This is a genomic window from Streptomyces sp. NBRC 110028, from assembly GCF_001417735.1.
Lineage (GTDB): Bacteria > Actinomycetota > Actinomycetes > Streptomycetales > Streptomycetaceae > Streptomyces.
This window is the reverse complement of record NZ_BBUZ01000022.1, coordinates 986,569-999,369: the sequence shown is the minus strand read 5'-3', so window position 1 is coordinate 999,369 and position 12,801 is coordinate 986,569. Positions and strand designations below refer to the sequence as shown.

At 71.1% G+C, this 12,801-nt stretch carries 10 protein-coding genes and 1 pseudogene; 6 read left to right on the top strand and 5 right to left on the bottom strand.

Annotated elements, in window-relative coordinates; all coding sequences use genetic code 11:
• From sdhA to ASC60_RS04600, 3 genes are all read left to right on the top strand, one after another.
• A complete protein-coding gene (gene sdhA, locus ASC60_RS04610) occupies positions 1-1,755 on the top strand; it encodes a succinate dehydrogenase flavoprotein subunit (RefSeq protein WP_055546826.1) in 1,755 nt (584 codons plus the stop codon).
• Positions 1,755-2,528, top strand: a complete 774-nt coding sequence (locus ASC60_RS04605) for a succinate dehydrogenase iron-sulfur subunit (RefSeq protein WP_055546824.1) — start codon at positions 1,755-1,757, stop codon at positions 2,526-2,528. The genes sdhA and ASC60_RS04605 overlap by 1 nt, the downstream gene beginning before the upstream one ends.
• 149 nt (positions 2,529-2,677) lie before the next feature.
• Positions 2,678-4,165, top strand: coding sequence for a protein kinase (locus tag ASC60_RS04600; protein WP_159043201.1), 1,488 nt, complete (start codon positions 2,678-2,680; stop codon positions 4,163-4,165).
• 20 nt (positions 4,166-4,185) lie between these two features.
• Here the strand turns inward: ASC60_RS04600 and ASC60_RS04595 are convergent, their stop codons facing one another.
• On the bottom strand, positions 4,186-5,490 hold the full coding sequence (locus ASC60_RS04595; protein ID WP_055546820.1) for a metallophosphoesterase: 1,305 nt from the start codon (positions 5,488-5,490) through the stop codon (positions 4,186-4,188).
• Positions 5,491-5,594: 104 nt separating this feature from the next.
• On the bottom strand, positions 5,595-5,846 hold the full coding sequence (locus ASC60_RS42615) for an SCO4848 family membrane protein (RefSeq protein ID WP_055547269.1): 252 nt from the start codon (positions 5,844-5,846) through the stop codon (positions 5,595-5,597).
• Here ASC60_RS42615 and ASC60_RS04585 point away from each other — a divergent pair.
• Positions 5,845-7,221: a D-alanyl-D-alanine carboxypeptidase family protein gene (locus ASC60_RS04585; RefSeq protein WP_370592874.1), complete on the top strand. Its 1,377-nt coding sequence runs from the start codon at positions 5,845-5,847 to the stop codon at positions 7,219-7,221. The two genes, ASC60_RS42615 and ASC60_RS04585, sit on opposite strands and share 2 nt — an antisense overlap.
• Positions 7,222-7,265: 44 nt before the next feature.
• On the opposite strand, the gene ASC60_RS04580 is transcribed toward ASC60_RS04585, so the two are convergent.
• The 3 genes from ASC60_RS04580 to trpS all read right to left on the bottom strand — a co-directional run bounded on the left by ASC60_RS04580 (position 7,266) and on the right by trpS (position 10,293).
• Positions 7,266-8,303, bottom strand: a complete 1,038-nt coding sequence (locus ASC60_RS04580; RefSeq protein ID WP_079038147.1) for a YihY/virulence factor BrkB family protein — start codon at positions 8,301-8,303, stop codon at positions 7,266-7,268.
• Between the two features lie 133 nt (positions 8,304-8,436).
• On the bottom strand, positions 8,437-9,039 hold the full coding sequence (locus ASC60_RS04575) for a 2'-5' RNA ligase family protein (protein ID WP_055546816.1): 603 nt from the start codon (positions 9,037-9,039) through the stop codon (positions 8,437-8,439).
• A gap of 240 nt (positions 9,040-9,279) precedes the next feature.
• Positions 9,280-10,293 carry a tryptophan--tRNA ligase gene (trpS, locus tag ASC60_RS04570; protein WP_055546814.1) on the bottom strand — a complete coding sequence of 338 codons (1,014 nt, stop codon included), beginning with the start codon at positions 10,291-10,293 and terminating at the stop codon, positions 9,280-9,282.
• A gap of 172 nt (positions 10,294-10,465) precedes the next feature.
• Here trpS and ASC60_RS04565 point away from each other — a divergent pair.
• Both ASC60_RS04565 and rocD read left to right on the top strand, forming a co-directional pair.
• Positions 10,466-11,014: pseudogene (locus ASC60_RS04565) on the top strand (RNA polymerase sigma factor); the annotation flags it as partial.
• A 547-nt stretch (positions 11,015-11,561) separates the two neighbouring features.
• Positions 11,562-12,788 (top strand): ornithine--oxo-acid transaminase, encoded by a 1,227-nt coding sequence (gene rocD / locus ASC60_RS04560; protein WP_055546812.1) that lies wholly within the window; start codon positions 11,562-11,564, stop codon positions 12,786-12,788.
• Positions 12,789-12,801 lie beyond the last annotated feature (13 nt).

The following is a 12,801-nucleotide window of genomic DNA, read 5'->3' as shown; positions in this document are numbered from 1 at the left end:
ATGAAGATCCACAAGTACGACACCGTCATCGTGGGCGCCGGCGGCGCCGGCATGCGCGCGGCCATCGAGTCGACCAAGCGCAGCCGTACGGCGGTGCTCACCAAGCTGTACCCCACCCGCTCCCACACCGGCGCCGCCCAGGGCGGCATGGCCGCCGCCCTCGCGAACGTCGAGGAGGACAACTGGGAGTGGCACACCTTCGACACGATCAAGGGCGGCGACTACCTGGTCGACCAGGACGCCGCCGAGATCCTGGCGAAGGAGGCCATCGACTCGGTCCTCGACCTGGAGAAGATGGGCCTGCCGTTCAACCGGACCCCGGACGGCACGATCGACCAGCGCCGCTTCGGCGGCCACAGCCGTAACCACGGCGAGGCCCCGGTCCGCCGGTCCTGCTACGCCTCGGACCGCACCGGCCACATGATCCTCCAGACGCTGTACCAGAACTGCGTCAAGGAGGGCGTGGAGTTCTACAACGAGTTCTACGTCCTGGACCTCCTGATGACCGAGGTCGACGGGGTCAAGCGCACCGCGGGTGTCGTGGCGTACGAGCTGGCCACCGGCGAACTGCACGTCTTCCAGGCGAAGGCCGTCGTCTTCGCCTCCGGCGGCTGCGGCAAGTTCTTCAAGGTGACCTCCAACGCCCACACCCTCACCGGTGACGGCCAGGCGGTCGCCTACCGGCGCGGGCTGCCGCTGGAGGACATGGAGTTCTTCCAGTTCCACCCGACCGGCATCTGGCGCATGGGCATCCTGCTGACGGAGGGCGCCCGCGGTGAGGGCGGCATCCTCCGCAACAAGGACGGCGAGCGCTTCATGGAGAAGTACGCGCCGGTCATGAAGGACCTCGCCTCCCGCGACGTGGTCTCCCGCTCCATCTACACGGAGATCCGCGAAGGCCGCGGCTGCGGTCCCGAGGGCGACCACGTCTTCCTCGACCTGACCCACCTGCCGCCGGAGCAGCTGGACGCCAAGCTGCCGGACATCACCGAGTTCGCGCGCACCTACCTGGGCATCGAGCCGTACACCGACCCGATCCCGATCCAGCCCACCGCGCACTACACGATGGGCGGCATCCCGACCAACGTCCAGGGCGAGGTGCTCTCCGACAACGACACCGTCGTGCCGGGGCTGTACGCCGCGGGCGAGGTCGCGTGCGTGTCCGTGCACGGCGCCAACCGGCTGGGCACCAACTCGCTGCTCGACATCAACGTGTTCGGCCGTCGCGCGGGCATCGCCGCCGCCGAGTACGCCGCCACGGCCGACTTCGTCGAACTCCCCGAGGACCCGGCCGGGTTCGTCCGCGACCAGGTCGAGAACCTGCGCGACGCCACCGGCACCGAGCGGGTCACCGAGGTGCGCCGGGCGCTGCAGGAGACCATGGACAAGAACGTCATGGTCTTCCGCACCGAGCAGACGCTCAAGGAGGCCGTCGAGGAGATCGGCAGCCTGCGCGAGCGCTACAAGAACTGCTCCGTCCAGGACAAGGGCAAGCGGTTCAACACCGACCTGCTGGAGGCCATCGAGCTGGGCAACCTGCTGGACCTGGCCGAGGTCATGGCCATCTCCGCGCTCGCCCGCAAGGAGTCGCGCGGCGGCCACTACCGCGAGGACTACCCGAACCGCGACGACGTCAACTTCATGCGGCACACCATGGCGTACCGAGAGGTGGGCGCGGACGGCTCCGAGTCCATCCGCCTCGACTACAAGCCGGTCGTGCAGACCCGCTACCAGCCGATGGAGCGTAAGTACTGATGAGCACCCCCACGCTTGAGAAGCAGGACCAGGCCCCGGAGCCGGCCGACGCCACCGCCGCGCACACGATCACGGTCACCTTCCGGATCCGGCGCTTCAACCCGGAGGTGGCGGCCGAGTCGTACTGGGAGGACTTCCAGCTCGACATCGATCCCAAGGAGCGCGTCCTCGACGGCCTCCACAAGATCAAGTGGGACCACGACGGCACCCTGACCTTCCGCCGTTCCTGCGCCCACGGCATCTGCGGCTCCGACGCCATGCGGATCAACGGCCGCAACCGGCTGGCCTGCAAGACGCTGATCAAGGACATCAACCCGGAGAAGCCCATCACGGTCGAGGCCATCAAGGGCCTCACGGTCCTCAAGGACCTGGTCGTGGACATGGACCCGTTCTTCCAGGCCTACCGCGATGTGATGCCCTTCCTGATCACGACGGGCAACGAGCCGACGCGGGAGCGCCTGCAGTCCGCCGAGGACCGCGAGCGCTTCGACGACACCACCAAGTGCATCCTGTGCGCCGCGTGCACCTCCTCGTGCCCGGTGTTCTGGAACGACGGCCAGTACTTCGGCCCGGCGGCGATCGTCAACGCGCACCGCTTCATCTTCGACTCGCGCGACGAGGGCGGTGAGCAGCGGCTGGAGATCCTGAACGACAAGGACGGTGTCTGGCGCTGCCGCACCACCTTCAACTGCACCGACGCGTGCCCGCGTGGCATCGAGGTCACCAAGGCCATCCAGGAGGTGAAGCGCGCGCTGATCACGCGTCGCTTCTGAGCCGCCCGCAGGTCTGCTCGTGACGGGCCCGCCCCCTTTGCCCGGGGGCGGGCCCGCCGCGTTTTCACGGCCGTTGAACGCCCGCCGCGACCCCGACGTACCTCCTGGGGAAGAGGGTGGATGGGGCACGTTCATCAAGGGGTGAAAGCGTGACCAGCACGCAGGAGCGCGGCGCTGAGGAACGAATCGGCCGACCCATGAGCGACAGCCGCCCGTTAAGTGATGAACTCGCATGGCGCGGCGGGCTGGATCCGGTCCGCGCCACCCGCATCGGGCTGCAACTCCTCGCCGTCCTCGACTCCGCCCATCGCGCCGGCATCGTGCACGGTGACATCAGCCCCGCGCGGGTCCTGCTGCGCTCGGACGGCGAGGTCGTCCTCTCCGGTTTCGGCCATGTCGGCACCGAGCCGTCGCGGCAGGTCACCGACCCCGCGTACGCCTCCCCCGAGCAGGCGCGCGGCACCGGCGCCTGCGCCGCCTCCGACCTGTGGGCGCTGGGCGCGGTCCTGTTCGCCATGGTCGAGGGCCGCCCGCCGCACCGGGGCCGGGACTCACCGGAGGAGACGCTGCGGATCATCCGGGAGGAGCCCGTACCGCCCCCGCCACACGCCGGACCGCTCGTCCCGGTGATTCACGGGCTGCTGCGCGACGATCCGCGGGAGCGGCTGACCGCACCGGTCGTACGGCACGCCCTGGAGCGCATCCTCACCGAGGGCGAGCCCGCCGCGGTCCACGCCGCGCCGCGCATGCCGTGGCTGCGCAACACCTACGAGGCGTGGTTCCCGTCGGCGCGGCGCGGCGGCGGGCGCGGCGACGGGCGCGGCGACAGACACGGCGACGGGCGCGGGGGGCGCAGGGTCGGCCCGCTCGCACTGGCCATCGCGACCCTGGTCCTCGGAACAGCGGCCTCCGTGCTGGCCCTGGTCACCACCAGCGGCCTGACCGGAGGCGACGACCGCACCTCCGACACCTCGCCCTCCGCCCCACTGCCGAGCGGGGGCGCCCCGAGCCTGCCGCGCGACGACCCTCCGCCCTCCACGCCGGGGGATTCGGCCCCGCCCGGGTCGTCCGCCCCCGGCCAGCCCCCGCCGTCCTCGTCCGCTCCCCCGCCCGCAGGCTCCGGCGGCGGCTCCTCCCCCGGCCCCGACGACCCGCCGCCGTCCGGCTACTACCGCTACACCAGCGATGCGGGCGGGTTCTCCATCGACCTCCCCAAGGGCTGGAGGCAGGTCAAGAGCGGCTCCCGCTTCCACCTCAAGTTCACCGCCGAGGGCGACGACCGCAATCTGGTGGTGACCTTCGGGAGGGGCCCCGAACAGGACCCCGTCGACGGCTGGAAGCGCCTGATCCCGACGATCGAGAAGCTCTACCCCGGCTTCCAGCGGATCGACGACATCCGCCGGGTCGACTACCGCGGCTGGAAGGCCGCCGACATGCAGTGGACCACCGCGGTCGGGAAGGACCACCTGCGCACCTTCGGCCGCGGCTTCCTGGTCGGCGACGGCCGGGGCTTCTCCATCCGGTGGACGACACCGGCGGACGACTGGAACGCCAAGGAGAACAAGCAGGCCCTCGGGATCTTCCTCGGTTCGTTCGAACAGACCAAGGGCTCGAAGGTCTCGAAGGAGGGCTCGTAGGACGCCGGGCTCGCCACTGATCAGGCGCGGGTCGAGGCCAGCTCGACGACGGTGACGTCCGGCGGCGCGCCGACCCGCACCGGCGGGCCCCAGGCGCCCGCGCCGCGGGTGACGTAGAGCTGGGTGTCGCCGTACCGCTCCAGCCCCGCCACGGTGGGGTTGGCCAGCTCCGCGACGTAGTTGCCGGGCCACAGCTGCCCGCCGTGCGTGTGGCCGGACAGCTGGAGGTCGACACCGCGCTCGACCGCGTCGTCGATCACCACCGGCTGATGGGCCAGCAGGACGGACGCCCGCGCCCGGTCGCGGCCGCCGAGCGCCCGCTCGAAGTCGGGCCCCCGCCCCTCGTCCTCGCCCGCCACGTCGTCGACCCCGGCGAGGTCGAACCAGGGCAGCTCGACGCGCTCGTTCTCCAGGGGACGGACGCCGAGTTCGCGGACGTGGTCGACCCACTGCCGGGCGCCGGAGAAGTACTCGTGGTTCCCGGTGACGAAGAAGCTCCCCAGCCGGCTGCGCAGCCCGCGCAGTGGCTCGGCGGCCAGGCCGAGGTCCGCGACGCTGCCGTCCACGAGGTCGCCGACGACGGCGATGAGGTCGGGGTTCGTGCGGTTGATCGTCTCGACGACGCGCCGGGTGTGCGAGCGGCCGAGCACCGGGCCGAGGTGGATGTCGCTGACGACGGCGATCCGGAAGCCGTGCGCGCGGCGCGGCAGCTTGGCGAGCGGCACGGTGACCCGCTTGACCCGCGGGCCGCGCAGCACGGTGTACGTCCCGTACCCGACCGTTCCGGCGGCCGCCGCGGTGGCACCCACGGCCACGGTCCGGGCGACGAACAGCCGCCGCGACGGCGTACGGACCGGTTCGGGGCTCGCAGGTGTCTCGGGCACCTCGGGCACCTCGGGCGCCTCCGCCGCCATGGCTGCCGCACCTCCCGGCGCGGCTGCGGGCACCGGGGCCGGGGCGGGCGCGGGAGGGGACGCGGGGGCGGGGGCGGTTCCGGCGGTGGCGCGGCGCTTCAGCCAGGCGCCCAGGAGGGGGCGTACCGCCTCGCCGACCAGCAGGGCCAGGGTCAGATACAGCAGCAGCGCGAGCCACAGATACCCCGGCCAGGCCAGCACCCGCTGGACCGGGAACGGCACCCCCGTACGCCCCGCGACCAGGGTCCCGACACTGATCAGCGGGAGCGCGAAGGCCGCCGCCGTGCCCGTACGGCGTGCCCGTCCGCCGGGCGCCGTGGTGTCGCGGACCAGCCGCCGCCACACGTACCAGTGCACGCCGACGAGCAGCCCGACGACGGCCAGTGCGATCAGGACGAAGAGCACGACCATCCCCGGTCCTCCCCTATGCGGCTATGCGGCTATGCGGCTGTGTGGCTATGCGGCGTGCGTGCGGCTTGCGGCTTGCGGCTTGCGGCTTGCGGCGATCTGGACGGCTACTCTTCGGCGTCATTTCGGCGCAGAGCGCGCAGTCCGCGCAACCCGATCACCCCGATGGCCGTCCCCAGGAGAAAGGACGTAATCGCGAGGAGCAGGTGCACCCAAAAGTACGCGGTGGGGTCGCCGGCGTCGTCGAAAGCGAGCCCGCTGGCGTCCTTCCACAAGTTCTTGACAAAGGTGAACCAGATGACCCAGCTCCAGACCCCGAAGGCGAGCAGGAACCAGGACACGGGGCGGCTGAGCTTCATGGTCTCCAGTATGGAGACCCCCGCCCGTACCTCCACGCGGGGGTCCACCACCCGTAAGACGGCGGTGCTTTCGCCGTCCGGCGCGGCTGCGGGTACGTTCGCAGACGTGCCGATCTCTTCGAACACCTTCCCGTCGCGAGGCGCCGCCGCGCCGCTGGCCGTCACCGCCGCCCTGTTGCTGTCCACCCTGCTGTCCCCCCTGCTGACCTCTCCCGCGCTCGCCGCCGACGACGACCCGGGCGGCGGCGCCCAGGGAGCCGAGGCAGCGCAGCCTCCCGCCCGGATGTCCACGGTGGGCGGGACGCGGCTCGGCCGCCCCGGCACCCAGGTGGATCCGAAGCAGGGCGCGCCCGCGCTGCCGAGCGACCTGAGCGGTAAGTCCTGGATGGTGGCGGACGCCGAGTCGGGCGCTGTGCTGGCCTCGCACAACGCCCACTGGCGGCTGCCTCCCGCGAGCACCCTGAAGATGCTGTTCGCGGACACCGTGCTGCCGAAGTTCCCCAAGACGCAGAAGCACACGGTGCGGACGTCCGACCTGGCCGGGATGGGCGCGGGCAGCAGCCTGGTCGGTGTGAAGGAGAACCTGAGCTACACGGTGCACGACCTGTGGCTGGGCGTCTTCCTGCGCTCGGGCAACGACGCGGTGCACGTGCTGTCCGCGATGAACGGCGGCGTCCCGGCGACCGTGCGGGACATGCAGGCACACGCCAAACAGCTGAACGCGCTGGACACGCACGTCGTCACACCGGACGGCTACGACGAGGACGGCCAGTACAGCAGCGCGTACGACCTCACGCTGTTCGCCCGGTCCGGGCTGCAGAAGGCGGACTTCCGGGAGTACTGCTCGACGGCGACCGCCCAGTTCCCCGGAGAATACAAAAAGAACAAAAAGGGCAAGAAGGTCCGCATGAGCTTCGGGATCCAGAACACCGACCGCCTGCTGACCGGCATCGACGTCAAGCCCTACAAGGGGCTGGCGGGGGTCAAGAACGGCTATACGAGCAAGGCGGGCTCCACCTTCACCGGTGTGGCCCAGCGCGGCAAGCGCGTGCTGTTGGTCACGGTCATGAACCCGCAGAAGGCGGAGCCCTACGGGGTCTACAAGGAGACGGCGAAGCTGCTCGACTGGGGATTCGAGGCGGCGGACTCGGTGAATCCGGTCGGCACCCTCGTCCGCCCCGGTCCGGCGGGCCTGGAACAGAGCAATGCCTCGGCAGGCGGCTCGAAGAAGGGGCACGAGCACGCCCAGGCGTCCGTCTCGGGCGGCGCCGCCTCCGGCGGCATGTGGACGGCGGCCGGGATCGCGGCCGGTTCGCTGGCCGTGCTGGGCGCGGTGGCGTACGCGGTGCACCGCCGCTGGCCGCGCCGGGGCTGACGGAGAGGGCGCCCGCGCCGGGGCGCCGTACGACGGACGAGCCGTTACGCCGCCGAGCGGCCGGGCCCCTCGGCCCGGCCGTTCGGCCCGAGCGTGTCCGTATCGGGTGCGGCGGTCTTCTCACCCGCCCCCTTCTCCGGCTCCTTCTCCTTCTCTTTCTCCGGCTCCTTCTCTTTCTCCGGCCCCTTGTCCTTGTCCGGCTCCTTGTCCTTCTCCTCGCCCAGCTCTTCGGCCGCCGATCCGGTGGCGGTCCAGGCGGCGCAGTAGAGCGTGAGCTTCGCGGTGAAGTTGATCCACAGCAGCAGCGCGATGGGCACGCCGAACGCCCCGTACATGCTCTTGGCCGCCACCCCTTGCAGATAGCTGCTCAGCAGCAACTTCAGCAGTTCGAAGCCGATCGCGCCGATGAGCGCCGCGACCACGACCCTCCGGCGCGACGGCTCGACCCTGGGGAGCCAGGTCAGGACGTAGCACAGCAGCAGGAAGTCGGCCGCGACGGCGATCAGGAACGCGGCGATGCGCAGCAGCCAGCCCCCCACCCCGTACTCGGGGATGTGGAGGAGTTGCGTCACCCGGTTGACGACGGTGACGGCGAACGTCGAGACGGCGAACGAGCCGACGGCGACGCCGCCCAGGCCGATGAGCACCAGCCCGTCCTTGAGCTTGCGCACCACGGGATTGCTGCCGGGGTCCTCGTCCAGCTCCCAGACGGCGCGCAGGCATTCGCGCAGCGAGCCCACCCATCCGATGCCGGTGAACAGCAGCAGGGCCCCCGCGACGATCCCGATGGTCCCGGCGTTCTGGATGAGACCGCTCAGATCGAGCTGGCCGGAGATGCCGGGGATCTGCTGGGCGAGCTTCCGCTGCAGCTGGTGCATCTGCGACTCGGTGAGCGTCGCGGCGCCGACGGCCGCTCCCACGGTGACGAGGGGGAAGAAGGCCACAAAGCTGATGAAGGTGATCGCGGCCGCCAGGCGGGTCCAGTGGACGCGTTCCAGCCGTTCGTACGAACGCCAGGCGTGGGTGCGCATCACCCGGGCGAGGGCGGGGCCGATGAGCGGCAACCGGGTCAGCCAATCCATGATCAACAACTACCCTTCCGCCGATTTTTACTCCTCGGCGGCGGGTTCCCTTTTCTCCGCTACTCCACGACTCCGTTGCTCCACTTCGCCGAGCGCCCTTCCGGGGCAGGCGTGCACCCGGAGCTACTGGGGCTCACCCGGGTGAGGGGGCGGCCGGGCGGGTGAGATCGACCTGACGGGGCACCAGAGGGGAGCCCCCCTCCGACGGTTCGCCCGAACCGAAGGGGTATTCGCGGTCGAGCCGCCACACCCCGTCCGCCCCCTGCTCGTACAGCGCGAAACCGTTGATCGTCCAGGCCGCCTCGAAGTCCTTCAGCTCCGCGAACGCCCGGTCCATCGCGTCCTCGTCGATGCCGTGCGCGACGGTGACGTGCGGGTGGTACGGGAACTGCAGCTCACGGGCGCACGGCCCGTGCGCCGCCCGGATCCGCTCCTGCAGCACCATGCACTCGTCCGCGCCTTCGACGACCTGGACGAAGACGACGGGCGAGAGCGGACGGAAGGTGCCCGTCCCCGCCAGCCGCATCGGGAACGCCCGCCCCTCGGCCGCGACCTGGGCCAGATGGTCCTCGACGGCGGGCAGCGCCGCGGCCTCGACCTCGGTCGGCGGGAGGAGGGTGACATGCGTGGGGATGCCATGAGCGGCCGGGTCCCCGAAGCCCGCGCGCCGCTCCTGGAGGAAGCTGCCGTACGGCTCCGGGACCGCGATCGAAACGCCGAGCGTTACGGTCCCCACTGCGTTCTCCCTCCTGGCCCTCACGGGCTGCTGGGCTTCAGTCCGCTGCACCGATGCCAGTGTGGCGGCTGTGCCGCCTTCGCGGCTAGATTCCTCGATTCTTCGGCGCACGGGCCGAAGAACCCCCTGGTCAGGGGCGAGAAGCGGTACACTCCGTCGGCGGCCGCCGAGGCGGCGCCCACGGTGGACGCCCACCCTTGGCGCCCCCTTCGACGCCCCGGTCGGCACCCGCCCGGACGCTCAGCGCGTCGCGGGCAGGAATCCCACCTTGTCGTAGGCGAGCGCCAGCGTCTCGGCGGCGACGGCACGAGCCTTGTCCGCCCCCTTGGCCAGGATTCCGTCCAACGTCCCCGGGTCCGCCAGGTATTCCTGGGTCCGCTCGCGGAACGGCGTCACCCACTCGACCAGCACCTCGGCCAGGTCGGTCTTGAGCGCGCCGTACCCCTTGCCCTCGTACCGGGTCTCCAACTCCGTGATGGAGCTGCCGGTGAGGGTCGAGTAGATGGTCAGCAGATTGCTGACGCCGGGCTTCTTCTCCTCGTCGAAGCGGATCTCGGTCTCCAGGTCGGTGACCGCGCTCTTGATCTTCTTCGCGGAGACCTTCGGCTCGTCGAGGAGGTTGATGATGCCCTTGGGGGTGGAGGCCGACTTGCTCATCTTGATCGTCGGATCCTGGAGATCGTAGATCTTCCCGGTCTCCTTGACGATGAACGGAGCGGGGACGGTGAAGGTCTCGCCGAAGCGGCCGTTGAAACGGTCCGCGAGGTCGCGGGTCAGCTCGATGTGCTGGCGCTGGTCCTCGCCGACCGGGACGTGGTTGGCCTGGTAGAGCAGGATGTCCGCGACCTGGAGGATCGGGTACGTGAAGAGCCCGACGGTCGACCGGTCGGCACCCTGCTTGGCCGACTTGTCCTTGAACTGGGTCATGCGGGATGCCTCGCCGAAGCCGGTGAGGCAGTTCATCACCCAGCCGAGCTGGGCGTGCTCGGGCACATGGCTCTGGATGAAGAGCGTGCAGCGGTCCGGGTCGAGACCGGAGGCGAGCAGCTGGGCTGCGGCGAGCCGGCTGTTGGCTCGCAGCTCCGCCGGATCCTGCGGAACGGTGATCGCGTGCAGGTCGACGACGGTGTAGAACGCGTCGTGGGTCTCCTGCAGCGCGACGTACTGCCGGATCGCACCGAGGTAGTTCCCGAGGTGGAACGAGCCTGCGGTGGGCTGGATACCGGAGAGCGCACGGGGACGATCAAGGGCCATGCCACCCATTCTCTCAGGTGTGGAACCAGAGTCGGTCCGCCGGTGTATCAAAGGTGTGAGGACTCGTGAGGGGGCGCGGGAGGGGGACCTCGTCGCGCAAGACGCAGCGCAAGACGCAGCGCAAGACGCAGCGCAGGACGAAGCAGCACCCGCGGCAGGGCGGGATGCGACCGTGATCGCTCGGGTGCGGGCCGGGGAGACCGAGGCCTATGCCGAGCTGGTGCGCTCCCATGCGCCGATAGCGCTGCGCACCGCCGCGCTGATGGGCGCGGGCGCCGACGCGGAGGATGTGGTGCAGGACGCCTTCGTGAAGGCGTATCTCGCGCTGGGCACCTTCCGGGGCGATGCCGCCTTCCGGCCGTGGCTGCTGCGGATCGTCGCCAATGAGACGCGGAACGCGGTGCGCTCGGCGCGTCGGCAGCAGACCGCGGTCGACCGCGAGGGGGCGATGACCGGAGCCGATCCGGCGATACCGGAGAGCGCGGATCCGGCGGCCGTGGCGCTCGCGGACGAGCGGCGGGCGCGGCTGATGGCCGCGCTGGAAGAGCTGAGCGAGCCACAGCGGTGGGTGGTCACCTACCGCTATCTGCTGGATCTGGACGAGGCGGAGACGGCGGCGGCCCTGGGCTGGCCGCGCGGCACCGTGAAGTCGCGGCTGAGCCGCGCGCTGCGGCGGCTGGAGCTGCTGCTGGAAGCGGACGAGGTGGCCCCGCCCGGTGAGCGGCCGGGGCGGGCACGGCAGGAAGGCATAGGGGATGGACGGGGAAGGGCTGCCCGGCGAGCTGCGGGCGCTCGGGCGCGCACTGGAGGGGCCACAGCCCGCCGACCCACCGGCGGGCGGCCCCCAGGGGGACGGCTCCCTGGCAAACAGCGTGCCGTCGGCGAGCGGCGAGACGATGGCCGAGCGGGTGCTGGCCCGGATCGTGGGCATGCCGGATCGGGCGGCGCCCGGTGACCGCATCCATGAGGAGCAGTGGTGGCAGGAGCTGCCCGGGCTCGAGGCCGGGCAGGGGCCCACAAGCGCCCCCGGCCGGTCGGCGGACCGGCGGCGCGACAGGCCGCCCTCGCCCCGGCCGCCGCACGCCTGACCCCGGCGGTGCGACGCTCGGCTCGCCGGTCACGGAGCACGCCCCCACCCTGGGTGGTGTCGCACCTTCTCGATGGTGTCGCACCTTCTCGATGGTGTCGCACCTTCTCGATGGTGTCGCACCTTCTCGATGGTGTCCCAAAGCCGTATCCCAGCACGGTGTCCCGGAACGGAGGACGTCTTGACCTCGACCGACCGCCCCTCGGAGCGCGCCATCGCGGCCGCCGAGGCCCACAGCGCGCACAATTACCATCCGCTTCCGGTCGTCGTCGCCTCCGCCGAGGGGGCGTGGATGACCGATGTGGCGGGCCGCCGGTATCTGGACCTGCTCGCCGGGTATTCCGCGCTCAACTTCGGGCACCGCAACCGGCGGCTGATCGACGCCGCCAAGGCGCAGCTGGAGCGGGTCACGCTCACCTCGCGCGCGTTCCACCACGACCGGTTCGCCGCCTTCTGCACGGAGCTGGCGGCGCTGTGCGGGATGGAGACGGTGCTGCCCATGAACACGGGCGCGGAGGCGATCGAAACGGCGATCAAGACCGCCCGCAAATGGGGCTACCGCGTCAAGGGCGTGCCGGACGGGCAGGCCAGGATCATCGTCGCGGACAACAACTTCCACGGCCGTACGATCACGATCATCAGCTTCTCCACCGACCCGGAGGCCCGCGCGGACCACGGCCCGTACACCCCGGGGTTCGACATCGTGCCGTACGGCGACCTGGCGGCGATGGAGGCGGCGCTCGACGCCGGGGCCGGGGAGACGGTCGCCGTGCTGCTGGAGCCCATCCAGGGCGAGGCGGGGGTGCTGGTGCCGCCGCCCGGATATCTGGCCGGGGTGCGCGAGCTGACCCGGCAGCGGGGCGTGCTGTTCATCGCCGATGAGATCCAGTCGGGCCTGGGCCGCACCGGGAAGACCTTCGCCTGTGAGTACGAGGGCGTCGTTCCGGATGTCTATGTGCTGGGCAAGGCGCTGGGCGGCGGAGTGGTGCCGGTGTCGGCGGTGGTGTCCTCCGCCGAGGTGCTGGGCGTCCACCGCCCCGGTGAGCACGGCTCGACCTTCGGCGGCAATCCGCTCGCCTGCGCGGTCGCGCTGGAAGTGATCGCCATGCTGCGGACCGGGGAGTTCCAGGGGCGCGCGGCCGAGCTGGGCGAGCATCTGCACCGGGAGCTGGCGCGGATGGCCCGCGGCGGGGCGGTGGAGGAAGTGCGGGGGCGCGGGCTGTGGGCCGGTGTGGACATCGAGCCGTCGCGCGGCACCGGGCGGCAGATCTCCGAGCGGCTGATGGACCGCGGGGTGCTGGTCAAGGACACCCATGGGTCCACCATCCGGATCGCACCGCCTCTGGTGATCGGCAAGGAGGATCTGGACTGGGGCCTGGACCAGCTCAGGGCGGTGCTGGCGCAATGAGGCGGGCTTGCGC